Source organism: Pseudomonas sp. TJI-51 (assembly GCF_000190455.2).
Lineage (GTDB): Bacteria > Pseudomonadota > Gammaproteobacteria > Pseudomonadales > Pseudomonadaceae > Aquipseudomonas > Aquipseudomonas juntendi.
On the sequence record NZ_AEWE02000036.1, the window covers coordinates 60,301 to 86,518 of the forward strand.

28 protein-coding genes, 1 tRNA gene and 1 pseudogene are annotated in these 26,218 nt (G+C 56.5%); 13 read left to right on the forward strand and 17 right to left on the reverse strand.

The window, feature by feature from the left end:
* Window position 1 precedes the first annotated feature (1 nt).
* Window positions 2–1,060 carry a quinolinate synthase NadA gene (gene nadA, locus G1E_RS08345; RefSeq protein ID WP_009684090.1) on the forward strand — a complete coding sequence of 353 codons (1,059 nt, stop codon included), beginning with the start codon at window positions 2–4 and terminating at the stop codon, window positions 1,058–1,060.
* A 259-nt stretch (window positions 1,061–1,319) separates the two neighbouring features.
* On the opposite strand, the gene G1E_RS08350 is transcribed toward nadA, so the two are convergent.
* The 3 genes from G1E_RS08350 to G1E_RS08360 form a co-directional block, all read right to left on the reverse strand.
* A complete protein-coding gene (locus G1E_RS08350) occupies window positions 1,320–2,291 on the reverse strand; it encodes a magnesium and cobalt transport protein CorA (protein WP_009684091.1) in 972 nt (323 codons plus the stop codon).
* Between the two features lie 64 nt (window positions 2,292–2,355).
* Window positions 2,356–3,075: a 1-acyl-sn-glycerol-3-phosphate acyltransferase gene (locus G1E_RS08355; RefSeq protein ID WP_009684092.1), complete on the reverse strand. Its 720-nt coding sequence runs from the start codon at window positions 3,073–3,075 to the stop codon at window positions 2,356–2,358.
* A gap of 150 nt (window positions 3,076–3,225) precedes the next feature.
* On the reverse strand, window positions 3,226–3,915 hold the full coding sequence (locus G1E_RS08360) for a crotonase/enoyl-CoA hydratase family protein (RefSeq protein WP_009684093.1): 690 nt from the start codon (window positions 3,913–3,915) through the stop codon (window positions 3,226–3,228).
* A 198-nt stretch (window positions 3,916–4,113) separates the two neighbouring features.
* Here G1E_RS08360 and G1E_RS08365 point away from each other — a divergent pair.
* Window positions 4,114–4,203 (forward strand) — tRNA-Ser (locus G1E_RS08365).
* 109 nt (window positions 4,204–4,312) lie between these two features.
* On the opposite strand, the gene G1E_RS08370 is transcribed toward G1E_RS08365, so the two are convergent.
* Together G1E_RS08370 and G1E_RS27425 are read right to left on the reverse strand one after the other, a co-directional pair.
* Window positions 4,313–5,527, reverse strand: coding sequence for a tyrosine-type recombinase/integrase (locus tag G1E_RS08370; protein ID WP_033690625.1), 1,215 nt, complete (start codon window positions 5,525–5,527; stop codon window positions 4,313–4,315).
* Window positions 5,528–5,752: an excisionase family protein gene (locus G1E_RS27425; RefSeq protein ID WP_009684095.1), complete on the reverse strand. Its 225-nt coding sequence runs from the start codon at window positions 5,750–5,752 to the stop codon at window positions 5,528–5,530.
* A 985-nt stretch (window positions 5,753–6,737) separates the two neighbouring features.
* Between G1E_RS27425 and G1E_RS27430 the strand changes: the two genes are divergently transcribed.
* From G1E_RS27430 to G1E_RS08380, 3 genes are all read left to right on the forward strand, one after another.
* Window positions 6,738–7,070 carry a transposase gene (locus G1E_RS27430; RefSeq protein ID WP_009684096.1) on the forward strand — a complete coding sequence of 111 codons (333 nt, stop codon included), beginning with the start codon at window positions 6,738–6,740 and terminating at the stop codon, window positions 7,068–7,070.
* Window positions 7,067–7,402: an IS66 family insertion sequence element accessory protein TnpB gene (gene tnpB, locus G1E_RS29335; RefSeq protein ID WP_009684097.1), complete on the forward strand. Its 336-nt coding sequence runs from the start codon at window positions 7,067–7,069 to the stop codon at window positions 7,400–7,402. The genes G1E_RS27430 and tnpB overlap by 4 nt, the downstream gene beginning before the upstream one ends.
* A gap of 61 nt (window positions 7,403–7,463) precedes the next feature.
* Window positions 7,464–8,999 (forward strand): IS66 family transposase, encoded by a 1,536-nt coding sequence (locus G1E_RS08380; RefSeq protein ID WP_009684098.1) that lies wholly within the window; start codon window positions 7,464–7,466, stop codon window positions 8,997–8,999.
* Window positions 9,000–9,032: 33 nt separating this feature from the next.
* On the opposite strand, the gene G1E_RS08385 is transcribed toward G1E_RS08380, so the two are convergent.
* The 4 genes from G1E_RS08385 to G1E_RS08400 all read right to left on the reverse strand — a co-directional run bounded on the left by G1E_RS08385 (window position 9,033) and on the right by G1E_RS08400 (window position 13,187).
* On the reverse strand, window positions 9,033–9,566 hold the full coding sequence (locus G1E_RS08385; protein ID WP_009684099.1) for an NUDIX hydrolase: 534 nt from the start codon (window positions 9,564–9,566) through the stop codon (window positions 9,033–9,035).
* A 92-nt stretch (window positions 9,567–9,658) separates the two neighbouring features.
* Window positions 9,659–10,510 (reverse strand): universal stress protein, encoded by an 852-nt coding sequence (locus tag G1E_RS08390; RefSeq protein WP_009684100.1) that lies wholly within the window; start codon window positions 10,508–10,510, stop codon window positions 9,659–9,661.
* A gap of 11 nt (window positions 10,511–10,521) precedes the next feature.
* A complete protein-coding gene (locus G1E_RS08395; RefSeq protein WP_009684101.1) occupies window positions 10,522–12,009 on the reverse strand; it encodes a SulP family inorganic anion transporter in 1,488 nt (495 codons plus the stop codon).
* A 707-nt stretch (window positions 12,010–12,716) separates the two neighbouring features.
* Window positions 12,717–13,187 carry a helix-turn-helix domain-containing protein gene (locus G1E_RS08400; protein ID WP_009684102.1) on the reverse strand — a complete coding sequence of 157 codons (471 nt, stop codon included), beginning with the start codon at window positions 13,185–13,187 and terminating at the stop codon, window positions 12,717–12,719.
* 325 nt (window positions 13,188–13,512) lie between these two features.
* Between G1E_RS08400 and G1E_RS08405 the strand changes: the two genes are divergently transcribed.
* The 3 genes from G1E_RS08405 to G1E_RS08415 all read left to right on the forward strand — a co-directional run bounded on the left by G1E_RS08405 (window position 13,513) and on the right by G1E_RS08415 (window position 15,474).
* Window positions 13,513–13,893, forward strand: coding sequence for a hypothetical protein (locus G1E_RS08405; RefSeq protein ID WP_009684103.1), 381 nt, complete (start codon window positions 13,513–13,515; stop codon window positions 13,891–13,893).
* A 207-nt stretch (window positions 13,894–14,100) separates the two neighbouring features.
* Window positions 14,101–14,664, forward strand: a complete 564-nt coding sequence (locus G1E_RS08410) for a hypothetical protein (RefSeq protein ID WP_157050331.1) — start codon at window positions 14,101–14,103, stop codon at window positions 14,662–14,664.
* Between the two features lie 81 nt (window positions 14,665–14,745).
* Complete coding sequence (locus tag G1E_RS08415; RefSeq protein ID WP_009684105.1) at window positions 14,746–15,474, forward strand: metallophosphoesterase; 729 nt, start codon at window positions 14,746–14,748, stop codon at window positions 15,472–15,474.
* Window positions 15,475–15,903: 429 nt separating this feature from the next.
* Here G1E_RS08415 and G1E_RS08425 read toward each other — a convergent pair whose 3' ends face one another.
* The gene (locus tag G1E_RS08425; RefSeq protein WP_009684107.1) at window positions 15,904–16,182 is read right to left on the reverse strand and encodes a hypothetical protein; all 279 of its coding nucleotides are present in this window, start codon (window positions 16,180–16,182) and stop codon (window positions 15,904–15,906) included.
* A 140-nt stretch (window positions 16,183–16,322) separates the two neighbouring features.
* Between G1E_RS08425 and G1E_RS08430 the strand changes: the two genes are divergently transcribed.
* Together G1E_RS08430 and G1E_RS08435 are read left to right on the forward strand one after the other, a co-directional pair.
* Window positions 16,323–16,664, forward strand: coding sequence for a hypothetical protein (locus G1E_RS08430; RefSeq protein ID WP_052960504.1), 342 nt, complete (start codon window positions 16,323–16,325; stop codon window positions 16,662–16,664).
* A gap of 243 nt (window positions 16,665–16,907) precedes the next feature.
* Window positions 16,908–18,047, forward strand: a pseudogene (locus G1E_RS08435) (glutathione-independent formaldehyde dehydrogenase).
* A 99-nt stretch (window positions 18,048–18,146) separates the two neighbouring features.
* On the opposite strand, the gene G1E_RS08440 reads toward G1E_RS08435, so the two are convergent.
* From G1E_RS08440 to G1E_RS08470, 7 genes are all read right to left on the reverse strand, one after another.
* On the reverse strand, window positions 18,147–18,395 hold the full coding sequence (locus G1E_RS08440) for a hypothetical protein (RefSeq protein WP_033690626.1): 249 nt from the start codon (window positions 18,393–18,395) through the stop codon (window positions 18,147–18,149).
* A gap of 79 nt (window positions 18,396–18,474) precedes the next feature.
* Window positions 18,475–18,939 carry a hemerythrin domain-containing protein gene (locus tag G1E_RS08445; protein ID WP_009684110.1) on the reverse strand — a complete coding sequence of 155 codons (465 nt, stop codon included), beginning with the start codon at window positions 18,937–18,939 and terminating at the stop codon, window positions 18,475–18,477.
* 93 nt (window positions 18,940–19,032) lie between these two features.
* Window positions 19,033–20,787 (reverse strand): glycoside hydrolase family 15 protein, encoded by a 1,755-nt coding sequence (locus G1E_RS08450; RefSeq protein ID WP_009684111.1) that lies wholly within the window; start codon window positions 20,785–20,787, stop codon window positions 19,033–19,035.
* A gap of 515 nt (window positions 20,788–21,302) precedes the next feature.
* Entirely contained in the window at window positions 21,303–21,704 is a 402-nt protein-coding gene (locus G1E_RS08455; RefSeq protein WP_256220437.1) for a DUF421 domain-containing protein, read from the reverse strand.
* A gap of 50 nt (window positions 21,705–21,754) precedes the next feature.
* Window positions 21,755–22,261, reverse strand: a complete 507-nt coding sequence (locus tag G1E_RS08460) for a hypothetical protein (protein ID WP_033690632.1) — start codon at window positions 22,259–22,261, stop codon at window positions 21,755–21,757.
* An 11-nt stretch (window positions 22,262–22,272) separates the two neighbouring features.
* The gene (locus G1E_RS08465) at window positions 22,273–22,776 is read right to left on the reverse strand and encodes a CinA family protein (RefSeq protein ID WP_009684116.1); all 504 of its coding nucleotides are present in this window, start codon (window positions 22,774–22,776) and stop codon (window positions 22,273–22,275) included.
* 368 nt (window positions 22,777–23,144) lie between these two features.
* Complete coding sequence (locus tag G1E_RS08470) at window positions 23,145–24,002, reverse strand: SDR family oxidoreductase (RefSeq protein ID WP_009684117.1); 858 nt, start codon at window positions 24,000–24,002, stop codon at window positions 23,145–23,147.
* A 196-nt stretch (window positions 24,003–24,198) separates the two neighbouring features.
* Here G1E_RS08470 and G1E_RS08475 point away from each other — a divergent pair, with 196 nt between their 5' ends.
* The 3 genes from G1E_RS08475 to G1E_RS08485 all read left to right on the forward strand — a co-directional run bounded on the left by G1E_RS08475 (window position 24,199) and on the right by G1E_RS08485 (window position 26,204).
* Entirely contained in the window at window positions 24,199–24,723 is a 525-nt protein-coding gene (locus G1E_RS08475; protein WP_009684118.1) for a hypothetical protein, read from the forward strand.
* Window positions 24,724–24,747: 24 nt separating this feature from the next.
* Window positions 24,748–25,803, forward strand: a complete 1,056-nt coding sequence (locus G1E_RS08480) for a peptidase M42 (RefSeq protein WP_009684119.1) — start codon at window positions 24,748–24,750, stop codon at window positions 25,801–25,803.
* 107 nt (window positions 25,804–25,910) lie between these two features.
* Window positions 25,911–26,204 (forward strand): DUF6555 family protein, encoded by a 294-nt coding sequence (locus tag G1E_RS08485; protein WP_371259910.1) that lies wholly within the window; start codon window positions 25,911–25,913, stop codon window positions 26,202–26,204.
* Window positions 26,205–26,218: the final 14 nt, after the last annotated feature.

Here is a 26,218-nt window from a genome sequence, read left to right on the forward strand (position 1 = left end):
CATGACCCAGATTTCCGAACGCCTGTTGGTTCAGGCCCACCTCGACGCCAAGCAGCCCAACCCGCTGACAGCCGAGCAGGAGGCCGAATACCGTGCGGCCATCGCTGCCGAGCTCAAGGCCCAGAACGCTGTGCTGGTCGCCCATTATTACTGCGACCCGGTCATTCAGGCGCTGGCCGAAGAAACCGGCGGCTGCGTGTCCGACTCGCTGGAAATGGCCCGCTTTGGTAAGAACCACCCCGCCGAAACGGTGATCGTGGCCGGTGTGCGCTTCATGGGCGAAACGGCAAAAATCCTCACCCCGGAAAAGCGCGTGCTGATGCCGACCCTGGAGGCCACCTGTTCGCTCGACCTGGGCTGCCCGGTCGAAGCGTTTTCGGCGTTCTGCGACCAGCACCCGGAGCGTACCGTGGTGGTGTATGCCAATACCTCCGCTGCGGTGAAGGCCCGTGCCGACTGGGTAGTGACCTCCAGCTGCGCACTGGAAATCGTCGAAAGCCTGATGGACAACGGCGAAACCATCATCTGGGGCCCGGACCAGCACTTGGGCCGTTACATCCAGAAGCAGACCGGTGCCGACATGCTGTTGTGGGACGGTGCCTGTATCGTCCATGAAGAATTCAAGTCGCGTCAGTTGGCCGACATGAAGGCGTTGTACCCGGACGCCGCCATCCTCGTGCACCCCGAATCACCGGAAGCGGTGATCGAGTTGGCGGATGCGGTGGGTTCCACCAGCCAATTGATCAAGGCCGCGCAGACCTTGCCGAACAAGACCTTCATCGTTGCTACCGACCGCGGCATCTTCTACAAGATGCAGCAGTTGTGCCCGGACAAGGTATTCGTCGAAGCGCCTACTGCCGGCAACGGCGCCGCCTGCCGCAGCTGCGCACACTGCCCGTGGATGGCCATGAACACCCTCGAGCGCGTGCTGCACTGCCTGCGCAATGGGGGGGATGAGATTTTTGTCGACCCCGCGTTGGTGCCCAAGGCGATCAAGCCATTGAACCGCATGCTGGACTTCACCCAGGCGGCGCGGCTCAAGCTTTCCGGTAACGCCTGAAATCGCCGAGGGCCGCTTGGCTGCCCCAGCACAGCCACCGCGCCGCCTGCTTCTTAAAGCTCACGCTACCGATGGAGGCGCAACTGTCTTTCTGAAAAATTGAAAAGCCTGCGCGATTCATTGCGGGAGCGGGCTTGCCCGCGAAGCCGGCGACGCGGTGTCTGGCACCGGCTCCGCCGGTGTTCGCGGGCACGCCCGCTCCCACGCCGGCAACGCCGGTGCCCGTAGCGGCATTGTGTCGCGATGGACCTCAAGCGGCTTATAGCCAGCCCGACCTCTTGAAACTGGCATACAACCCGGTACACCCCGCAGCAATCACCCCCAACACCGCAAAATAGCCGTAATGCCAGCTCAGCTCCGGCATATTCTGGAAGTTCATCCCATACACCCCGGCGATCGCCGTGGGGAACGCCAGGATCGCCGCCCACGCGGCAAACTTGCGTTGCACGATGCTTTGCCGTGACGACTCCAGGAACATGCCGATCTCGATGGTCTGGCTGGCAATGTCGCGAATGCCCGACAAGTCCTCCATCTGCCGTGTGACGTGGATTTGCACATCACGAAAATACGGGCGCATGTTCTTGTCGATAAACGGGAAGCTCAGGCGCTGCAGCTCTTCGCTGACCTCAACCATGGGCGCCACGTAGCGGCGCAGGCGCAGGATATCGCGGCGCAGGCTGTGCAGGCGGCGAATGTCGTCCTCTTGCAGTGAGCCACCCAGCACGCTCTGCTCCAGCGCTTCGATCTCGCCATGGATGGCTTCGCTGACTGGCTGGTAGTTTTCGGTGACGAAGTCGAGCAGGGCGTACAGCACGAAGTCCTCACCGTGCTCCAGCAGCAAGGGCCGAGCCTCGCAGCGCTGGCGCACCATGGCATAGGATTTGGAGTGGCCGTTGCGGCAGGTGATGATATAGCCGTTGCCGGCGAAGATGTGGGTTTCGATGAACTCCAGCTTGCCTTCGTGACGTACCGGCGAGTATGTGACGATGAACAGCGCGTCGCCGAATGTCTCGAGCTTGGGCCGGCTGTGCTTTTCCAGGGCATCCTCAATGGCCAGTTCGTGCAGGTTGAACTGGCATTGCAGGGTGGCCAGTTCCTCGGCGTTGGGCTCTTCCAGGCCGATCCAGACAAAATGCCCAGGCTTGCGTGCCCACTCGCTGCCCTCGTCGATGCTGATGTTGGTGACCTTCCGGCCGGCGCTGTACACCGCTGACGCCACTACTCGACCCATGGTTGCCCGCTTATTCCGGTTGAACACGGTTCATAGCTTGGGCTGTAGACGGCTGAAGAGCAACCTAGCTCTTGCCCAGTTCCCCTTCCATGCGCTCGATGCACTGTTGCATCTGCACACGGCACTGCTCCACCAGTGCTGGCAGGTCCTGCTGGGTCAGGCCCGCGGTGGCAATGGGCGGCAGCGAGCGCACGATCACGGTGCGGCGGCGCCAGCTGTTCAGGCTCAGGCGCCGGGCATAGCGGCTGACGCACACTGGCACGATCGGCACGCCGGCCTCGATGGCCATGTGAAACGCGCCTTTCTTGAACGCCAGCAACTGCTCGCCGGCATTGCGTGTGCCTTCGGGGAAAATCCAGATAGAGGTGTCGTTCTGTAGCACCCGGGTGGTCTTCTGCAGGGCCTTGCGCGCCTGGTAGGCATTGTTGCGGTCGACCAACACGTTGCCGCCCAGCCAGAACAGCTGACCGAACAACGGTATCCAGCCCAGGCTTTTCTTGCCGATGGCGACCGTGCGCTGCGGCACCACCTGGCCCAGCACGAACAGATCGAAGTTGGACTGGTGGTTGGCCACGATCACGCAACCGGGTGGTTGGTCCCACAGCGGGCCCACCTCGGCCTTGACCTTGATGCGCAACAGCCAGGTGGCCGGCCGGCTGTAAAGGCGGGCGAACAGGCGGCTGTTGTCGGGGTTGAAGGGGCGGCACAGGCCAATGGCCAGGCCCAGGACGCCAACGGCGAGAAAGTGCAGCGCCAGCAGGAGCATGCGCAATGAATAAAGCATGGTACGACTCACACCAGACAGTCGCTGGGCAGTGTACGGCTGTGCACTGGCTGGGGCAAATACCGGTATCAGCCTGTGCTGGCCACTTCGCGGGTGAGCCCGCCCCTGCGCGGGATCAGGTACGCCCGATCCGCGTAGCGGCCAGCAGGGTCAACCCATAGGCTGCTGGTCCAGTTGTATGGCGGTGTCCAAGGCCTCGAGCAGCCCTTTGCGCACCTTCAGCTTGGTGTTCTTGTGCGCCAGCATGTTCAGTTTCTTCAATTCCCGCGCCACGTTCAGCGCCGCTTCCTGCAGTTGTTCGGCGGGCACCACCTTGTCGAGGAAGCCGGCATCCACCGCCGCATGCGGGTCAAACACTTCGGCGTTGATCACTGACCGGTGGAAGGCCGAGCGGCGCAGACGGTCGCGGGCCAGTTCGATGCCAGCGTGGTGCATGGTCATGCCGATCTGCACTTCGTTCAGGCAGATCTTGTACGGCCCTTCGACGCCAATGCGGTAGTCGGCCGACAGCAGCAGGAAGGCGCCCTTGGCCACGGCATTGCCCGGGCAGGCGACCACCACCGGGAAGGGGTGAGCCAGCAGGCGGCGGGCGAGGGTGGACCCGGCGGTGACCAGGCTGATGGCTTCCTGTGGGCCGCGGGTCATCACCTTGAGGTCGTAGCCGCCCGACAGAATGCCCGGCTGCCCGGTGATGATCACCACTGCGCGGGCCTCGGCGGCGCGGTCCAGCGCGGCATTGAACGCGCTGACTACCTCCGGCGAGATGGCATTGACCTTGCCGTTGTTCAGGGTCAGGGTGGCGATGCCGTCTTCGGCGTGGTAGGTAATCAGCTCGCTCATGGCAGAGTCCTTTTGTTGGCGTGGCACCGACGTTACCCAGCGCGATGGGCAAGGTAAAGCAGCAAGGCTGACTGGTCGGTCAGCGCCCAGCCGGGCTCTGGTGCAAATACATGAAAAAACTGAAAAAAATGCTTGCCAAAGGGGAGCGCTTTCACTAAATTAGCGCACCTCGACGGGCCGCAAGGCTTGAAGAGAAACGGTGAAGTGTCCGAGTGGTCGAAGGAGCACGCCTGGAAAGTGTGTATACGAGAAATCGTATCAAGGGTTCAAATCCCTTCTTCACCGCCACATTCGTTAACGAGAAGCCCCTGAAATCATTGAGTATTTCGGGGGTTTTTTGTTTCTGGAGTCCGCATTAGGACAAAATTAGAACACAATCACGTCCCTCCAGTCCGCTCTAGGCCGCTTCAGGCTTGTCGCGGAACCCCATCATCTGCGACACCATTGCTGCCATGCTCCGCGTCTCTGACGGTAGGAAGCGACCATAATGCTTCTTCACCATCGTCGTGTCGGCGTGCCCAAGCTGACGCGCAATCCACTCAAGCGGCACATAAGAGCTGATCGCTTGGCTTGCGAATGTATGCCTGCACTGGTTAACGCCGCGATGCCTCACACCTACGTTTTTCAGGTGGCTAGTGAACCAGCGGTTCAAGCTATTTCCGTACCAGGGCTTCATGCTCACGGAGTTTCGGAATACCAGTTTGAGATGCATCAGGCGCGTGGTGTTGTTGTCCCGTTGCGTGATTTCAAGAGCAACAGGTGGGAGGTGGCCGGTGAATTCCCAGTGCTTCTTCAGATACTCCAACGCTGGGTCAATCAGCTCAATCTTACGAGCCCGAACAGACTCCTTCGGTACTTTGTACTCCCCCTCGACTCGCGCCGCCCTCACGTAGATCGTACCGGTCTCAAGGTCTACGTCATCCCAGCACAGCGCAATGAGTTCAGACACTGACAATCCCGTCCAGCAATTGAACAAGATCATGTTGACGTCCTGCGCCCTGGACTCACGAATCACTGAGATCTTTTCCATCTCATCGCGAGTGAACGGGTCAGCGCTGTCGTCGTCCTTGTCATGCTTGATGTTTTTGATCATTTTGCATGGATTGATCGAAATAACACCGTCAGAGTGAGCGTCGTCCCACACACCCCTGACAATTGTGAAAACATCATTCACAGACTTTGGCGACAATGTTTTCAATAGCCCGGTCTGAAACAGTTGTAGATCAGACCTGCAGATGTCCGCTATGCAGTCAGAGCCAAACTTGTCCAGCAGATGCTTAGCTTTGTATGCATAGTTTTTCCCGGTTGTGGTTGCGTGTCGTGCCATTTGAACTTCCAAATAGCGCGCTACACCTTGAGCTACTGTCCTTTTCGATTTTTCGTCTTTCTTTGGCAGTACACGCCGTGAATTGGGAAAGTGGGCAGCATAGTTAAATCTGTTGTTCTTTATTTCAGATAAAATGGTGTTGCGCTTTGCTTCGGCATACTTTATTGATGCCTGATCAACGGTCTCATTTCCGATAGGTTCTTTGTAGCGTTTTCCCTCATGCATAAAGGAAATTCGAATCTGTCGTCCATTCAATTCGATTCCACGCGGCCATACCAAAGCCATTTAATTACCTCCAAGCCAGAGTTCAATTTCAATTGTGTTATAAACGACACGGTTGGCTGGGTCTCGACGCCAATGTTTACCTTGCAGCCATTTTCCTTGTGATCGATATTTTCTTGCGGCTTCCGTGCTAATACCGAAAATTGCAGGAAGGAGTTCTTGTCTTACCCAACTGCTACGAAGCGTGTTCGGGGCAGGTGTCAGTTGGATTGTTTTAGTGACGGCCATTGAATATCTCATGTGCGATTCAGTGCGTGTACCCGGTCGATAGCACTGAGTTACGATGAGCCGCTTCCATCCTGTACTAGGGCTGCAACTAAATATTTATTTGTCTTAAGACTCTTAGGCTGACGCATCAAATTTAGTATGTATAATTAGCGCGCCACAAAGTCCTTATGGGTAACTAAGGTGGAGTGGGGCGTAATTTTGAATGCTAGAAAGTGGGATCTCTAGTTTTTAGTTAAATTGACTTCTGGTATGCGTTTCTAAACAGGTCAGCTAGGGCTTATGGTGCTTGCTAAGAATATGGATGTCAACGAAAAAATCACTGACTTGGTGCCGTGTTGTCAATGTTCTCTCTTAAAGAGTATGTTTATTCTATACTCTTTAAGCCGGTATGATCGCTTTAGGCGTCCCAGATTTAAGGTTTTGACAAGTTGTCAATTCTCAAATTACGAGCGTGGCTATCCCAAAAAATTGCGACTTTGTTTGATGTCAAAAAGAAAGCGTAGGCGTCCTGCGGACGAAGAAACGAATAGCTCCGCTCCAGCTGTTGGCTTTCGCTTTGGAGCATTTCCATAATCATTGATTGAGCTGTGGCCGCAGCCCTCATCCTTGTGAATGATTACCTAGAGGATGAGGTTTCAGCTTTTGGATTGGTTACAAATATATATACTCCGTTTTGAAAAAATGAATTCAAGGGTAAAAATAAAAAATAAATCTATTGACATTCTCAATATGTTGAAAATAAAGGCCTTTTGGCGACCAAGGCTGGCTATAAAGTGACTTTCGCGGGTGCGATTGTGACTTGAGGTGTTCGTTGCTCCTGCGCTGGCTTTTTTGAGGGGAGGCGTTAAATCTTGGTTCACCTGCGTCTTAGCCGACAAGGCTGTAACCGTCCGGCCAACTCACCTTCCTGACCCCGACGCCAAAGGCGATGGTGTCCACCTAATTTAAGTGGACACCATTTCTAGCCTTTTAAGCGGGTCTTTCCATGCAGTCACAACGCCGTTCCTATTCAAAATCCTTCAAGGCCCAAGTTGTCCAAGAGTGCGCCCAGCCCGGCGCATCGATTGCCAGCGTCGCGCAGAAGCACAGCCTTAACGCGAACCTCGTACATAAATGGATTAGGGTACTCACGAACAAAACTATGGCGCTGCAACCTGCTTTCATTCCAGTGCCCTTGCCGCTAGCCGGAGGACATTCGCAGGCAGCTTCATCAAGTATCTGCATTGAAATCCAGCACCCGCGTGGCACCGTCAAAGTGAACTGGCCGACCGAAAGCGCTGTCGCCTGTGCCACCTTTCTGCGAGACCTGTTGGAATGATTCGGATCGATGCCATCTGGCTTGCCACCGAGCCTATGGACATGCGCGCCGGTACCGAGACCGCGCTGGCCAGGGTGATCGCGGTGTTCGGTGTGGCGAAGCCGCACTGCGCATACCTCTTCGCTAATCGCCGTGCCAACCGAATGAAAGTCTTGGTGCATGACGGTGTGGGCATTTGGCTGGCAGCGCGACGATTGAACCAAGGCAAGTTTCATTGGCCCGGCATCCGTCACGGATCGGAAGTCGAACTCGATAACGAGCAACTTCAAGCCTTGGTACTGGGTTTGCCGTGGCAGCGGGTCGGCGCAGGCAGCGCGATCACAGTGCTTTAGCCCCTGCCATTAGCCCATCGGTTTATCGCTGTTGACGACCTGCTCTGACACAATCAGCGGCATGACTTCCTCGCCCAATCTCGACCAGATGACACCGGAACAGCTGCGCGGCTTGGCCGAACAGGCTATGCAGTTGCTGTCCCAGGTCGACTCCATGAGCCAGAAAATCCAACGCCTCGAAACGGTCAACGAGCAACTGGCTCATGAAATCGCCATCCTCAAGCGACACAAGTTCGCCAAGCGCAGCGAGCAACTGAGCCCCGACCAAGGCAGTCTGCTTGATGATCTGCTCGATACCGATATCGCAGCTATCGAAGCCGAGCTGAAGGCAGCCAATCCGCCGGCCGCACCGGCCGAGCCACGTCATAAGCCCAAGCGTGCACCACTGCCGCCGCAGTTTCCGCGAACCGTGATCCGTCACGAACCAGAGAATACTCAGTGCGTGTGCGGCTGCCAGCTTCAGCGAATCGGCGAAGACGTCAGCGAGAAGCTCGATTACACTCCGGGCGTGTTCACAGTTGAGCGGCATGTGCGTGGAAAATGGACGTGCCGTCAGTGTGAAACACTGATCCAGGCGCCTGTACCGGCCCAAGTGATCGACAAGGGCATCCCGACCGCAGGCCTTTTGGCCCACGTGATGGTGGCGAAGTTCGCCGACCATTTACCGCTGTACCGGCAGGAGAAGATTTTTGGTCGGGCCGGACTGCCCATCGCCCGTTCGACACTGGCGCAATGGATCGGACAGACCGGTGTGCAGCTCCAGCCTCTGGTCGATGCGCTGCGTGAGCATGTGTTGGCCCAGGGCGTGATCCACGCCGATGAGACCCCGGTTCAGATGCTCGCACCAGGCGAAAAGAAAACCCACCGCGCTTACGTGTGGGCCTATAGCACCACGCCTTTCTCGGCCCTAAAGGCCGTGGTCTACGACTTCAGCCCCAGCCGTGCCGGCGAACATGCGCGTAACTTCCTGGGCACGTGGAACGGTAAGCTGGTCTGCGATGACTTCGCCGGCTACAAGGCCAGCTTCGAGCTGGGCATCACCGAAATCGGCTGCATGGCCCATGCACGCCGCAAATTCTTCGACCTGCATGCAGCCAATAAAAGCCAGTTGGCGGAGCAGGCGCTTCACTCGATTGGCGGGTTGTATGAAGTCGAGCGACACGCCAAGGAAATGAGCGACGAAGCCCGCTGGCGATTACGTCAGGAAACAGCGGTGCCCATCGCTGAAAAACTGCATGAGTGGATGTTGGCCCAACGCGAACTTGTGCCCGAGGGTTCGGCCACGGCCAAGGCCCTGGATTACAGCCTTAAACGCTGGGTAGCGCTGACGCGCTACCTGGAAGATGGTGCTGTGCCCATCGACAATAACCAGATCGAGAATTTGATCCGGCCGTGGGCGCTTGGGCGCTCGAACTGGTTATTTGCCGGGTCGCTGCGCAGTGGAAAAAGGGCGGCGGCAATCATGAGCCTGATCCAGTCGGCGCGTATGAATGGGCACGATCCGTATGCCTATCTCAAGGATGTACTGATGCGGCTTCCGACACAGCGGGCGAGCGAAATCACGCAATTACTCCCGCAGCATTGGATGCTTGCCTGAGGCAGGCTAAGTGGACTTCGCCAAATAGTCAGCTCAAAGGCTGATTGGCATCAACAATTCGGAAGCGACTTTTCTCAGCATGTAGGTTTCGCGCAGAATTGACTGCCCCATCGAAGACTCGTGACGCTGCATGACGGCTTCATTGTGTGCGATGGCTTCATGCAGGTTGATCCAGACAGGCCGCATACCATTAGCGATTTCGTGGCTTTCCATTCTCACCGGCTCTAGCTGGGGCGCTACTTCGCATTGATAAAAATGCGAGGTCATGTGCATCAGATCGTACTGTGGCTTTTGGTAGGGCCGGTACTCCTCGATGTAACCGTAGTGCTGGAGCACCTGTATTTCACGAGCACCAGTCTCTTCCTCAAGCTCACGCTTCAGGCCTGCGACAATGTCCTCGTCACCATCAAGGCCGCCTCCAGGAAAGCTGAAATCGTTATAGCGCTCGGTGAACAGCAACAGGATCTGTTCACCCCGCATCACGATGCCGCGAGCTGCATGTCGACGGAATACTCTGCCCTGCTTGGATTTCAGCTCGGGGTGAACAATTTCAGTTATGAGTTGCATGTGGTCTCGTAGCGGCAAGATCAGTTAGTCATCGTCCAGGGTGGCCACGGTATTTCCTCAGTTCTGGAAATACTGTGGCCAGTGGAACTGGCTCAGCGAAGCAGCAATAAGGGTACAGTGGATGTACGCAGCATCGTCGTGGTCGTGCTGCCTATCAGAAACTGCCTGATGCGTGAGTGCCCGTACGCCCCCATGACCAAGAGGTCAATGCCGTGCTCTGCCTGATACGCATGCAGTGTGGACTCTACTTCGCCTGGGCGGATCTCGGAATGCACCAGCGAGCCGGAAGACGCAAGCGTGGTTCGTGCCTTCTCCAGCGCGTTCTGGTTGTCTTCAGAATCCGTTCCAACCATGACGATATGAATTGGCAGGCCTTCGCACAGCGGGCTTGAAGCAAGCATCTGTAAGGTCTTGTGGCCTGTTGCGCTGCCGTCAAATGCCACCATGACCGTTTCAGGTTTCCTGAAATGGCTGGTTGTAATCAGGGTGGGGCGGTGGATAGTTCGGACTATCGCTTCAATCTGGCTGCCAAGACTTTGGGCACTGCGCGTGCTGTCCTCACCGACTCTTCCAATCACCAGTAACCGAATATCGTCTTGGAGATCGCTCAGGCTCTCGACGAGATGGCCATGGCGCTGCTTCATATCAGGTGACATGGCGCCAGAGTGAACTGTTCGCTCGCGAGCTTTTTCAAGCATGTGCTGCCCATGCTCCAACGCCAGTTTTGCCCGCTGCGCATCCAGCATGGCCAACTCTTCCAGCAGATGTTCTCTGCTACCGAGACCGATATTGCCGCTGAGGTCAGCGGATGCAGGATATTTCTCCTTATCCAGCACATGAAGCAAGGTCAGGGAAGCGCTGAGTCGTTGCGAGGCCCATGCTGCGTAATCGCAGACCGCCAATGAGGATTGTGAGTTATCAATGCATGCCATTACGCGGGTCATTGTCGTTCTCCTTAGTGGCTCATGAGCTTGTCGATGGCACCGGGTTTGTCATGCACGCCGAAGCGGTCAACGATTGTCGCGCTGGCTTCATTGAGACCGAGCACTTCAACCTCAGCGCCTTCGCGTCGGAACTTGATCACGACCTTATCCAGCGCTGCGACGGCGGTGATATCCCAGAAATGCGCCTGTGTGAGATCGATGGTGACCTTGTTGAGCGCCTCCTTGAAGTCAAAAACCTCAGTGAACTTGTCCGCAGAGCTAAAGAACACCTGGCCCACGACGCGGTAAGTCCGATGCGATTTCGTCTCTTCAAGAGTGCTCTTGATATCCAGGTAGTGCCCGACCTTGTTTGCGAAGAACAGGGAGGCCAGCAGCACACCTACCAGTACGCCGTAAGCCAGATTGTGAGTGGCCACGACGACCACGACGGTCGCCACCATGACGAGGTTGGTCGACAGCGGATGCTCTTTCAGATTACGCAAGGAATCCCAGCTAAAGGTGCCGATGGACACCATGATCATCACAGCCACGAGTGCCGCCATAGGGATTTTGGAGAGCCACTCGCCAAGAAATACCACCATCAGCAGCAGGAAAACGCCGGCACACAATGTCGAGAGACGGGTGCGGCCACCAGATTTCACGTTGATGATCGACTGGCCGATCATGGCGCAACCTGCCATGCCGCCAAGCATGCCGGCAGCGATGTTGGCCACACCCTGGCCTTTGCACTCGCGGTTTTTGTTGCTGGTGGTGTCGGTAAGGTCGTCGACGATGGTCGCGGTCATCATTGATTCGAGTAGACCCACTACTGCCAACGCAGCCGAGTACGGGAAAATGATGCGCAGGGTTTCAAAATTCAGCGGAACTTCAGGCCAGAGGAAGATCGGGAGCGTATCAGGCAGTTGGCCCATGTCACCGACGGTGCGGATATCCAAACCGAGGTAAATGGCGATGGCAGTCAGCGTCAGAATGCACACCAATGGAGAGGGAATCACCTTGCCGATTTTCGGTACATACGGGAACAGGTAGATGATTCCCAGGCCCGCAGCGGTCATGGCATAGACATGCCAGGTGACATTGGTCAGCTCAGGCAATTGCGCCATAAAAATCAGAATCGCTAATGCGTTTACGAAGCCGGTGACTACCGAGCGTGAAACAAAGCGCATCAACGAGCCGAGCTTCAGGTAGCCGGCAAGGATTTGAAGTACGCCACATAGTAGCGTCGCGGCCAGCAGGTACTGGAGTCCATGCTCTTTTACCAGCGTAACCATCAGCAGTGCCATGGCGCCTGTCGCCGCCGAGATCATTCCGGGGCGCCCGCCGACAAAGGCGATGACAGCACAGATACAGAAGGAGGCGTAGAGACCGACTTTGGGATCTACCCCGGCGATGATGGAAAAGGCGATGGCTTCCGGGATCAGCGCGAGTGCGACCACCAGCCCCGCGAGCACGTCGGCACGGACGTTGGAAAACCACGTTTGTCTAAGTTTTTGCAGCATATAAATATCCAAGGCAAAGCATCGCGCACGCCAAGGGAGTGGCGAGCGAATCGATACAAATTCAAATTTTGAGGATTTTTTGCTGTGTGCTTAAGGTGTAAAACCAGGCGTACAGCAGTGAGCACCCGCGAGCGAGGCTAGCGGAAGCAGGTTGTTGCGAGGGGGCGTAGCGCTAAGGCGGCGTAGGCTGCCAGTAGATCGTTTGGAGTACAGTCATGCTGATGTTCCTGTAGCTCAAGGGGTATGCGGAGCCGAAGTATACAATGAAGCCATCGTCGATTGCGACCCGCTGGCAGGCTCTGCATGACCTACGTCAGATACAGGCTTATTCAATGGGTATACCTGCGGGCAAGGCTTTGTTTTCCACCCGTTCTTGTCCGAGCTGGTCTGTGTGCTGAGGGGTGAGTTGGCCAGACGGTTACACAAGGCTTACCGTGATGACTACTGCGACACTCGATCACACCTAGCGCCGTTTAGCGATTGCCAGTGGTGCGAGATGTTGAGCTGCTGGACGAATGCTATGGGGAACCGCTAGACCCAGATGACTAGCCAGATGTCAGTGGATAGATAGCATGTGGCGATCGGTAGCTCGCCCTAAGGCATCACACCTTCAGAATCGCATTAAGGGCGATGCTACCCACCTAATCATGTAGACAGCGCCGCCCTTATCCCAAGGATCGCCATGTGCCAGCGCTCCTCTTAGCTGATCATTTTTTCCAATACTCCAGCACCGACGTCAGGGCCAGCTCAAGCCTGGTTGCAACCTGTTGAGGTGAGAGACCTTCAGTCTTAAGCGCGAGAACCGCCTTCTCATTGTTAGCGTGCAGTGGTCTCCCACGAGACCTCTTGATCAGAGAACCGGAGGCGTCGAATTGCTCCCCAATCAATTCGATCCCGCCGGCCTCTATGAAGTCGGTCAGCTTGGCCATCGAGTCGAGAATCTTTTCGCGTGGCACGACTCCTTCTCGCACAGAAACGCACAACGCCATTAAAGCGATCGCATCAAGACCTAGGGATTCTGCGAGAGCGTCGAACTGCTCAAGGCTGACGCTCGTTTGAGCGTTCTCAAGCTCAGCGATTTTGCGACGGTGCGTGGCGTCCGAGAGGTCGGCATAACGGGCACCACGGACGAGGCGGAGTGCGCGCAGCACCCCTGCGAAAGCGGTTCTGAGATCCATGACTCGCTCAAAAGTCAGGATATAGCCACATCCAGGCTTTACGAATAAACGCTGAATCAGTGTATTATTCGTGCTGCTGAATGACCCTAGAGCGCTGCATTGGAGCAAAGCTGGTCGGTACGCCACCGTCAGACCTTTCCACAGCAGCTCTAGATGAGGTTTCTCAGGTGGATAACCGCAAAATCAAGCTTCCCCGCAAGGCGGAAGCGTAGCAAGCCGGTGGGGCGCTCAGAGTTAGCAACGAGCTATGCCAAGTCTCGGTTTTTAAGTAGCAACTGCCGGTTGCTTCTTTCTGGCAACGAGTGTCGATAACGAGGTAGGGAAGGTGTTCGTAACCAACGGAGATGCCCTCAAGGGGCGCTTCAAAGCTGCTGGCAACGAGCGGTTGCTCTGGAAGGCGGTTGAGCTCAATCCGATTAACTACTACTTCCTCGTGGAAGGGTGCGGGTTAGTCGATGGTTGTTTCGGCCCGTGGGTGCAGATGGTGTCAGACGTGAGGGAGCTTGATCTTCTTTGCGCAGGGGAAGGGCTGGAAGCACTCAATGTTAATCAGGTTCAGCTTCTCGCACCTGCTTCTATGACGAAGCGTGCAGGGGTCTCGATGGAGTTGCTGTCGGAAATACGTATCAAACCTGGTACTGAGAGCAGTCCGGTCTACGAGTTCATCACCAAATCAGGTGAGGTCTACACGAGCGCACCGACTTGATGCAGTGAATGTTAGAGAGCCCAAGACAACAAGCTTAGGGGATGCATTTTGAGTCCAATTTAGAACCGTCACCTTTCGCTAGGCGATGGCTTTAGGAAACGTACAGATACCGTTTTCTCGTTTCGCGCGTAGCTATTTCAGCAGCTCAAGCACGCCGCCATTCAGGTGGTGCGGTTGAATGCGCGCTCAATATTGCAGGAGCACATTTTGATTAAATTTGATTGCAGGCAGGTCACCGGAGTGATCGAGAGGGTTCATGTCACGGCTACCGAGCAGGGTACCGTAACTGCTCACATGACCATCGATGGCCAAGTGCTGCCGAATCTGCTTTTGCCAGGGAAGGTCTACGAAGAGATGGAGCCAGGGCAGCGCGTGACCCTGTACGGCTTTTTCACTAAGAAGAAGGACAAGATGCAGAATAAGGGCACCATCTACGCCATGAAAGGTGAGAGCGGCCTGCTCATCGCGGCAAAGGAGCTTCAGTTCAAGGTACCGATCTTGATCATGGTTTCCGCGATTCCTTTGATGATCCTCACCTTCGTCATTGGCTGCTTCGCGTCTCCATATTTGATCTACCTGGTGACGGGAAGCGAGGATCCGGACTACCTGGTGCCTACCACCTTCATCTGGGCGCTCTGGGAAGGGATCATCGCCGGTCTAGTGATGGTTGGTTTTGCGATCAACTTCATCCGGAAGAGCAACGACCCGGAGAGCTGGGCGACGATCGGAATTGCTGAGCTTTCTCAGCGCTTCAGCAAAGCCTTCAAGTAATTGCTTGTAGCCAGGCCTCCACTTCGTTGGAGGCTCTGGAGAGGCGATTAGCCTTTTGCGATATGGAGACCAGGCGACACGATGAGAATCACGGTCTATTCAGATCTCCATCTGGAGTTCGTTGACTTCCAGCCACCTGCAACAGATGCTGATCTGGTCGTGCTAGCCGGCGACATTTCGGTACGTGGTAGGGGAGTGACATGGGCGAACGAAACCTTCGAATGCCCGGTGCTCTACGTCTGTGGGAATCACGAGTTCTACAAGGGCCACATCGACCGGACGCTCACCAAAATGCGTGACGCGGCTGCAGAGCACGTGCACGTCCTGGACAACCAGATCTTGATCATCGGTAACACGCGCTTTCTGGTCGCGACAGCCTGGACGGACTACACCGCCACGGGCGACTACAAAGCGGCGATGAGGGTCTGTGCGGAGTGGATGACGGACTTCAAGAGGATTCGTATAGGGGAGGGCTACAGCAAGCTTCGCCCAGTCGATCTCATCGCCCGAAACATTGCTACACGTGAGTTCCTGGCCACAGAGCTGGCGAAGGACTTCGATGGCAAGACAGTGGTCATTACCCACCATTGCCCCATCCAGGATGTCGCCGGCGATGGTCATGAAGGCCATCTGGGCGCGGCGTATTTCAACCAGTGGCATGACCTGGTAGCTCAGGCTGATGTTTGGATCTTCGGCCACACTCATCACGCAATCGACACGGTCATTTCAGGCTGCCGGCTCGTATCGAACCCAAAAGGCTATCCACGCGAGCGCACAGGCTTCTCGCCGGCCTTCACTATAGAGGTTTGACTCGGTTACGCCTGCAGGTGCGGGAAGAGTTTATGTCAGCTGAGGTCACGATCGAGTACCACTGCAAAAGCCCGTCAGATTTTCAGCTCAAACGAATTTTACGAGCGATGGCTTACAGGTACTCGCCACCTGTCACCGCCTACTTGAGCGAAGTCTTCATTTCTTCGGAGTGCGCGGTGGGCATCGTTTTCAGTCACAATGATCCCGGGCAGTTTGATCAAAGGGCGGACGGGCACATCCTGCAGACGTCTAGCATCGACCATCTAAAGAAGGTAGGGCGATACTGGGTGATCACTACAGCAGAGGGGCGCTTTGTGCTGACGTCTTTCAAGCGGGAGTTGGGAAGGGCGAGCTTGCGAGCACTTATTGCGGGGATGATTGCAACCGCATAGCCAGACGCTTCCGTGCGCTGGATGAACGATGCTGCGATCAAGCGTCCGAGAGCAATGATCGGCGCCGGTGAATGCTGCTCAAGATTGTGTAGTCCCGGATTCGGTCGTGGGAGAGGTGTCCAGCATCTACAAGTCCTCGAATGTAGCCTTCGGCTTTTCCACGCGCCTCACGTAGATCACTCACGGATTTGCTGTGGTGAATGTCATCAACAATCAGCTGCCAGCGCTGGCTCTGCCGGATACCGATAGGGTCGGCGGAGAAGACGGGAGCTTTCAGAAGAGTTTCGTAGTAGCCAGAAACGAGTGGGTTGCTCAAGCAGGGCGCTCCTGAGGTTAAACATGATTTGAGGTTATCATGCGCACACTCAATCGCCTGTTGCTGGCCGGCTTATACAGTGACCCTTCTTCTCTCAGCCAAGCTTGCGAGATAGTGGTTGCCAACACATGAGGTTCTACATGGTCAGACGCAGGACACCGCTTTCCTCATCAAAAATCGTCGACGCACCTTTAGCTGCGATGCCCAGCAGCGTGAAACAGGCAATGCAAATCGATTTTGGTCGGGAGATCACAGCTTTTCTCTCATCAGTCGAGTACGGCACTGGTGAGCTTTTTCTGGAAGGCATCGTTTTCCGTGACCGTGAGAACAGGTTCGATGATGGTGATCCAATTCGAACCTCGATCATCATGAGCTCTGAAGAAATTCAAGGCTATGTGGTGGTGCAGACGCTAAGTAGTCGCTATGTGGTCTGCGATTGGGCAAGTCATGGTGCTCGAGAGAATTCCTCGATTCAGCATTGATACGACTTGGTCGTCTTGGCAGAAAACACGAGTCGACCGGCGCGGCCATTGAAGTTGAAACAAGATCGGCGACTGACCATTCGTTGCCGGGCATATAACCATGTGCCTCCTAGAAGTATGGGCGCGACAGCTTTTAGTGCCACCGGTCTGACCCAAGCTTTACCTCGCTGAACGTATCGGCTCACCGATTCGCCTGATCAGAGTAGGGCGGATTTCTACCGCCCCTGACTTTGGGAGTTCAGCATGAAAGCCATCGTGTACAACGGCCCTCGTGATGTCGCGGTCAAGGATGTACCGGACGCGAAAATTGAGAAACCCACAGACGTACTGGTGCGGATCACCACAACCAATATATGCGGCTCAGACCTGCACATGTACGAAGGCCGCACGTCTTTCGAGACAGGTCGAGTTTTTGGACATGAAAACCTCGGCGAAGTGATTGAGGTGGGCGCCGGAGTCGACCGGGTCAAAATTGGTGATCGCGTCTGCCTGCCGTTCAACATCGGCTGCGGGTTCTGTGAGAACTGCGAAAAAGGGCTCAAGGGATTCTGTCTGACAGCCAACCCCGGTTCTGCCGGCGCCGCTTACGGCTTTGCCGAGATGGGGCCCTACCAAGGCGGTCAGGCGGAACTGCTCCGCGTTCCGTATGCAGATTTCAATTGCCTCGTGCTGCCTGAGGACGCTCAGGAACGAGAAGATGACTACGTCATGCTCTCAGATATTTTCCCCACCGGTTGGCATGCTACGGAACTGGCCGGCTTGCAGCCAGGCGAGAGCATTGCAATCTATGGTGCAGGGCCTGTCGGGCTAATGGCGGCGCATTCAGCGATCATCAAAGGTGCCTCACAGGTGTTCGTGATCGACAATCAGCCGGATCGCCTACAGCTTGCCGCGCAGATTGGGGCAACGCCTATCAATGCAGTCGAGCAGAAGGCTGTGGAATAGATATTGAACCTGACCCATGGCAAAGGCACCGACCGGGGATGCGAGTGCGTCGGCTATCAGTGCTGCGATAAACATGGCCATGAAGCGAACTACCTCACCATGAACAACCTGGTCGCTTCTACCAAGGCTACCGGTGGCATTGGCGTTGTGGGCGTGTTCGTGCCTGAAGACCCTGGTGCGAAGAACGACCTGGCGAAAGAGGGCAAGATGGCCTTCGATTTCGGTGCGTTCTGGTTCAAGGGCCAGCAGATCCGCACAGGTCAGGCGAACGTGAAGGCCTACAATCGTCGTCTTGCAGAGCTCATCCATCATGGGCGTGCCAAGCCTTCCCAGATTATCTCTCATCGTCTGAAGCTTGCTGAGGGCCCAGAAGCCTACAAGCATTTCGATGCTAGGGATGATGGTTGGACGAAGGTGGTGCTCAAGCCAGCGGCATGATCCGCTCACCCATGCTTCCAGGGAGGGAAGCATGGTGGGTGGTTAAGCAGTACCAACTTGCTGCCGGGAATCACTCGATGTCAGTTCAGCCAATCTCCCTCAGCCGCATACCTCGAGTTGTGTGTTCTTTCTCCAACCGCGCAAATTCATGGCGCAGAGGCAGAACTGCAGGATGATCAGGGCCCAAGCCTCTGCTTGCCAGCCCCAGACGGCCCACAAGACATTGCTCGCGATGAAGCAGCAGAAGCCCACCTTTCTTCTGCCCGGACGGCGGGAGCCGATGCACCATGCTGCCAGCACGGTCATCACCATGGCTGGCCATTCCAGTAATCCGATCCAATGCTCCATGAAACCTTTCCCAACTCGTTGTTCGATGTTTGAATGTGGAGACCTGCCAGCCATGTGAGTGCTGGCAGGGACTGGCCTATCAGGCGGCCCGCTGCTCGCCCTTGAGCATCTTTTTCTGCATTTCCATGGTTTGCCCAAGCTCCTCGAGGGTGTCCTTGCTGAGTAGCTTCTTCGCCGTGGGGAAGAGCTCGCCTTCTTCTTCCTCGATGTGATGCTCCAACAACTCTTTCATGACCTTTACCCGCCCGGCGAATTCGACGGTGCCGGTTTCGGTATGCAGGAGGTCGGGTAGGACGAGGGAGTCAACAGTCCGGTGTTCTTCCTTGGCCTCGTAGTACATCTTCGCTTCTTCCTTGCCACCCGCTTCCTTGATGGCCGGATAGAGAATTTCTTCTTCGAGCGCGGTGTGAATCTGCAGCTCCTGCTCGATCCTGTGGAGTAGATCGGCCCGTTTTTTCACTGCTCGCTCGGTGTTGGTCGACAGCTCTTCAAGCAGTTTCTTCACCAGCTTGTGGTCTTGAATCAGCAAGTCGATAGCGTTCATGGCGTTACCTCATCACGGATTGAGAGAATGAAGAACTTGCCTGTGGTTGAGTCGTTGCCAATCGGGAGGGTTCAACACTCAGGATGGTTGGCATCACCGATCAGGGCGACAACCACCGATGGCTAGTGCTGCCCGAAGCGCAGCCAAGTGGGTCAGACCCTGCGGTAGGTTGCCAAGGTACTGTCCACTCTCCGGGTCGATCATCTCCGAGTAGATGCCCACCCCCCGCGACAGCTCTTTCAGTGACTTGGAAAAGGCAGCCTCGGCTCGCTCTTCCTGGCCAAGGATTGCCCAGGATTCGATCAACCAGAACGTGCAGGCTAGGAAGCAACCTTCCTCCTCCTGAGCGTTGCTGTAGCGATAGTGGAAAGCGCCGGCGCCCAGCTCATTTTGAACAGCCTCCAGCGTGCTGCGGAGCCGTTCCACGCTGGGGTAACCAAATCGGACGGCGAGCGCTACCGAAGCATCCAAGCGGTCACTTTCGGGGTAGAACAGGTAGGCCTGGTGTGTCTCGCTCCAACAGTTGGCCTCAATCCACTCTTTGATCCGTTGCCTCTCGCGATCCCAGCGTTCCCGGCATGTAGTGGGAAGGTGACCGCCATCGGCCAATTCGATGGCCCGGCTCAAGGCTTGCCAGCAGCTGATTTTGGACATCGTGTAATGCTGTTTTTCCGGCAACTCCCAGATGCCAGCGTCTTCCTGCCTCCAGCAGTCGGCGCACTGGTCGGCAAGTTTGGACAGGATTGTGGCGCTCGGCGAGTCGAGAATGTTGCCGCTGTCGATGAAGCAACGGGCGGTTTCGAAAATGTCGCCGAACACGCCATGCTGCAGCTGGTCGCGGGCGTCGTTGCCAACCACTGGAGGCGAGTTTTTATAACCAGGGAGATCAACCTGGCGCACGCAATCACCAATGGCCCCATCAAGGGTATAAAACACCCGTGGCCCATGTTCATCTAACCGGCGCAGTAGCCAGGTAAATGCAGCCTTGGCTTCCGGCTGTGCGCCGATGCCCAGAAACGCTTCGATGGTGTAGCCAGCATCGCGTATCCAGGCGAAGCGGTAATCGTAGTTTTTGCTGCCGCCAATCCGCTCGGGAAGGGATGAGGTCGCTGCCGCCATAATCGAACCACTTGGAGAGGAAAGCAGCAGTTTGAGAGCCAGCGCATTTCGGATGACCTGGGCCTGATACGGGCCGTCGTAGACCAGACCCTTCGACCATTGGCACCACTCCCGGTGCGAGCCGTCGATGCGTTCATCGATCAAGGCTAATGGCGGTACCACCAGCGGCTCATCTCGACCTGCAATGATCGCGACCACTGAGCGCTGCCCAGCGGCAACGGTAAGGGATGCACGCACGCCCATGTCGTTCTTGCGTTCGATGTGTACTTGGTCGTCGTGCAGGAACATGCCAAGTATGCGGCCAGCATGAAAGACGCAGGCATTGTCGTTCGGCGCTACGTAGGGGCTGACCGTATCAGCCTGGGTTCCGAAATCGACGGCGATCTGAAAATCCACTTGTCCCTCGACGCCCTCGATACGCCTGGCCAACTCGGCCCACGGCAACCGGCCAGCAGGGCCGCTGTTCAGAGATTCTGTGAGTCGAGCGCGACCATCACCGGTGATGAACGTCGTTTCGAGAACGTTGCTGTCAGGAAGATAACGGCGCTCGGCAACGAATGATTCGCTGGGGGTGATGGAGAAGCAGCCGCCTGTTTGCGGGGCCAGCAGTTTGTCGAACAGGGGTGGGGAGTCCATGTGGGGTACGCACCACCAGTCGATGGAACCGTCCAGACCAATCAGTGCCACAGAGCGCCCATCGCCGAGCGCACCATACTGCTCCAGGGGCAACCATCCACCCTCATCTCTCTGAGGCGCACCCTGTTGAGCTTCTACTGGTTCTCTTTCCATCGGTATGCCTTCGAGATCACGTGTTCTGATTCCGACATGGCTATCTGGCGTCTGGTTCGTCTTATGTGAGCGCTGCGCAAACAGAGGGAATTTAGGATTGGTATGTATATCTCATGTAAAGCGAGACACAAGGGAGCTTCGTGACCTCGCATTTACCCTGCAGGGAACAAGAACAAAGGGGGTTTACATGAGCTGTCTGATTTGCGCCGGGCAAGCTGAGTCCGTCGAATGCATCGGTGGTTGGGAAGAGCGACGCTGTTCTCAATGCGGCTGTTACCGAATGTCCCAAGCGCTCATTCTGCTGATGATGGAAGAGGGTCAGATTTTTGATACCGAGCGGATGCGGGCCTGGCTAGTATCTCGGCGCGAACTGATGCCCGTACCTACCATAGACCATAGCCAGGCGATATTGGCACTCTGAACGGCCTGGGCTCTGCGAGGAGTAGCGCCGAGCCTTACTCGACAGGAATGATCGAAATCTTTCCATTTCGTTCGACGATAGCGAACTTGACCTGCTCAATATTTTCGATGCCTTGGCTGTCCCGCGCTGACTCAAGAATATCGTCCTCCGTGAGGCGAGCCCGACGCATGCGGTGATGCAGAAAGCGCCCATTCTCAACGACCAGGGTGGCGTGCCCATCCAGTAACCTGGCCAAGGGCTTGGAGTTCAGCTTCGCGAGTGAAAGGCCGACGTCCAAAACGATCAGCGTGGCAATCACCAGCATGGCATTGGTGAATGAAAAATCGTCACCCAGAAGCGCCTGCTGTGTGGCCTCCCCGATGATCAGCAGCAAGACGAAGTCAAAGGTTGTCAGGTCGGCCAGTGAGCGCCGCCCGGCTACGCGAAACAGCAGCATAAGGGCGACGTACATCCCGGCTGCGCGGAGGATGAATCCATGACGCACTCCTAGGGGTAAAGAAATGTGGAGAAGTGAACGGCGCTTTCAGGGCCAGCCCTGACGCTGCCCTCTAGAGTGCCCACGTGCTCACTTCGAAGGGTTAGGTACAAGGTGGCGACCCCATCTTGCTTAGTACCCAATTGGAACAGCATGGCCTGGCCATGCGACATCGACCGTTGCGGCTCCGGTTGTAAAGTCTCGATACTGGCGTCACGGAGCAACGATCCCTCGAGTTGTACCTCCACCGGCTGACCAGGGATACCCTGAACGGTGATGAAAAGGTTGTCTGTCGTGCCGCTTCGGCTGAGGCGCTGATACTCAACCCGTACCCGTCCATCCTGGCTCACCACCTCCGCATCGCTCAATGGGCCATTACCGAACAGGCCTGCCAAGGCAAGCAATACGATGGCCACGAGCACGTACCACCCTAAGCGCTCGAAGCGCCAGACACGCTGCTGCATCGGCATGTCTTCTTGAACAGGATGACGCCTGGATAGCAGTTCATCTTCCGACATGATCACAACCCTCAGGCGCGCTCACCGCGTAACCAGCGCTGGTGGTAGTGGGAAAGCCGGGTCAACCCGAACAGGGCACCTTGGCGCATGACCTCAGACCGCTCGCCGAAGAAGCGTTGAGTGCGCGTGAAAACGGCAATTGGCTCGCCGGCGAAGGCCCACGCAAAGCACATCGTCCCCGGTGGTATCCCGGACTCAGGCGCCGGCCCGGCTACCCCGGTGGTGGCGATCACCACATTCGCATCGCTGTCTCTCAAGGCGCCCAAGGCCATTTCCCAGGCTACTGCTTCGCTGGTCAGGCCGTATCGTTCGATGGTTTCGGCGTTGACCCCCAGCAGTCGCTTCTTGGCGCTGGGTGAGTAGACGACATAGCCGCTTTCCAGCACCTCTCCGGTACCCGGTACCGCCGCCAGCAAAGCCACAAGGCAGCCTGCAGTGCACGATTCTGCTGTGCTCAAAATCAGTTTGTTGTTTTTGAGATTGCCGAGGGCGGCCAGTACAGGGTCGTTTTCCATTTCAGAGTAGACTCGCTTGTTTTGCGGTGGACGCGATGCTGGGGTATTTAGTTCATCGCATCTAATGTTCGGCTATCTCGAGGAGTGAACCTGACCTGAACTTTGCCTCATACACTGGCTTCTTTTATTCAAAGGCAAAGGTAGGAGAGCAAGATGAAGAAAGAGAGCGGTAGGCAACAGGTTGGAGCGCAGACGAGGCCGCATGGGGAAGAGGAGCGAGACAACGATGCCCATCGTCCGGACGGATCAACGGGTACAGCTCATGACTCGACAGCGCAAAAAACGGCCCGTGATCACGATCAGCACAAACGCTGAAACTGCAACGCAAAAAGAGGGAGAGGCTCGCCAGCACGGCGAGCCTTTTGTTGCTAAAGGATCGGTTTACCGCCAGTCACTGCGTAACGTGAGCCACTGATGTAACTGGCCTCGTCGGAGCCCAGCAGCACGTAGATCGGCGCGACTTCGACCGGCTGCCCCGGGCGCCCCATCGGGTAGCTAGAGCCAAAGTTCTTGACGGCCTCATCCGGCATGGTTGCCGGAATCAAAGGCGTCCAGATAGGCCCTGGCGCAACGCTGTTGACCCGAATACCTTTCTTGCCTAGCAACTGAGCCAGGCCAGCGGTGAAGTTGGCAATGGCTCCTTTGGTCGTGGCATAGGCCAGCAGGCTGGGGGATGGATCGTCGGAATTGACCGAGCTCGTATTGATGATCGAACTGCCCTTGGGCATGGAAGGCAGGGCCGCCTGGCAAATACGGAAGATGGCGGTGATGTTGGTATCGAAGGTCTTCACCCATTCATCATCGTCGATTTCCTCCAGGGTCTCGTGGGACATCTGGAACGCCGCGTTGTTGACCAGGATGTCGATACGCCCGAACTGGCTGACTGTCTTTTCGACGATGTCGTAGCAGTGTTGTTTCTGCGCTAGATCTCCGGGCAACAGCAGGCATTTACGGCCTGCAGACTCAACCCAGCGCGCGGTTTCTTGCGCGTCTTCATGCTCATTCAGATAAGCGATGGCGACGTCTGCACCTTCACGGGCATAGGCAATTGCTACTGCCCGCCCGATGCCGCTGTCAGCCCCGGTGATGAGGGCAATCTTGCCTTCGAGTCGATTGTGGCCGGTATACGACTGCTCACCACAATCCGGGTAGGGCTCCATCTTGCGCTGTGAGCCAGGGACATTTTGAGGCTGCGAAGGGAAGGGTGGGGTAGGGAAGTCGCGCATGGTAGAAGCTCCTGTTGTTGAGAACGTTCATACCGGTTCGAGAGGCCTGCCCTCCGCGTGTTGGTTTCAATCTGCGGTTGGTACGACGAGCGGTGCAGGACATCAATCCAATTGAATTCCCTGCCCCAGCGCCGGCTCTACCGAACTCAGCTCCAAGCTCATCTCGTCGCTCGGAGCCCAATTTGCGGAGCAGCGAGTGCCTCGAATCATTACCCCAACGACCCCTGAGCACGAAATCAGCGAGCACAATGCCAGGATGTTTGGCTCTCCCAAGGAGCGTCTGGATTTTTACCGGCGTGAGATCCAGTACGAAACCAGTATCCTGGCGAACCGCACGGATGCCTACCTGGCCGCGCAGTCATTCCTGGTCATCGCCTTCGTCTCCTCCATGGGCAACCTCAATCAAGGATGGGGCGAGATGTTCACCCTGATCGTGCCCGCGTTCCTCGCCTTGCTCGGGGTACTGAGCTCGCTCAACGCCTGGCCTGGCATCCGGGCGGCGTACAACATCATCTATCACTGGCAGCTCAAGCAGAGCCACCTGCTGCGCAGCGAGCCGTTGATGGGGTTGGCTTACGACGAGTCGCCGCTGTTCTGTGAGGCGGAAACCTCGCGTGCAGGGCATCGAAAGTCATTGCTGTTCTCACTACGGACGCCGTGGATCTTTCTGGTGTTCTGGGTGCTATTGGGTAGCTACTCGGTGTACATCCAGCTGGCGTGATCGCGTGAATCATGGAGGTTTAGTTTGAAGATTGAGGGATTACTGACCGAGCTCCTCAATGCCCGTGGGCCTGGCGGGCAGGAGGATGAGGTGCGGGCCATTTGCCTGCGGGAGCTTCGAAATTTCTGCGATGACACGCACATAGACCCTGCCGGTAATGTGGTAGGGGTGATTCGTGGAGGCCGCGCTTGCAATCCAGAGGCAGCCATACGCGTTATGGCCCACCTCGATGAGATCGCAATGATCGTCAAAAATGTGCTGGAGAACGGCACCCTGGAGGTGCTCGCTCTCGGTGGCGCACAACCGATAAGCTTCGGCGTCTGTCCCGTCGATATCCTAGGCGATGAACACATCCTGCCAGGGGTTTTGTCCTACGGCTCTATGCACAACAGCGGTCGGACTTCGAATGGAAGAGACGTGCTGGCAGGTAATGTTCAGTGGAAAGATGTCTACGTCGTCACGCGCAAGACCAGGTCAGAACTTCAGGAGCTGGGCGTTCGGCCTGGTACTCGAGTCGTGCTCAGTCAGCACTGGCGTAAGCCTTTCAAGGTACATGACTGTATTGCCGCTCACTTCCTGGACGACCGAGCTCCGCTGAGCGCTGTCATTCTCTGCGCGAAGCTGCTGAGTGAGCGGCGAGAAAAACTGAAGCAGGATGTCTGGTTCGTGCTTACGACGCTGGAGGAAGAGTCGAATGCCGGCGCCATGTATGCAGCTTCCCGGCTGCCCGGCGACACCACAATCGCCGTCGAGGTCGGCCCGGTACTTGAGGAGTATGGCACGGAGCTTTCGGCGAACCCGATCATCAATACCGGCGACCAGAAGGGATACTACAGCCGCAACGTGGTGCAGGGCCTGATCGCCGCTGGTAGAAAGGCAGGTTATGAGCCTCAGGCGGCGTTGCTCGTTGATTTTGCGTCGGATGCAAGCGCGGTATTGAGTGCGGGGATCGATGCCCGGGCCGGCTGCATTGCGATACCGACCGAGAATACCCATGGCTTCGAGATGGTGCTTCTGGAGGGGATTACGGCCTGCGCTGAGACCTTGTTCGTATTCCTTACAGGCAGTGAGGACAAATAACGCCGAGACCCCCAAATGCACAGAATGCCTTACCACCTGCCAGATCGATGGAATTATTTCTTTCCCGCTTTGCTCAATAGAGCATGACTAGGGAGGGAATTCTGGTGGTGGGACAGCAACTCTATGTTATTGAGTATGAGCTTCACAATGAGCCTCGAACATTCATTATCCGTCTGGAGAAAATCGACAAAGGCGTCGCCTGGCACTGGGCCAGTTGCGACGCCGGCGTGGGCATCATCCCGCGCTTCAGTCAGCAGAACATCAAACTGGTCAGTCGCCCGATGGCTGAGCGTTACGGCGTTGCCAAGGTGAAGTGGAGGCTGCGGGGGAGGGCCCCGCATTCGTTCCGCAACCTATCGATGTCGGCAAATTCTCAGGTGCTACCTAAGGGGCCTGTGTAGTGGTCAACTAATCC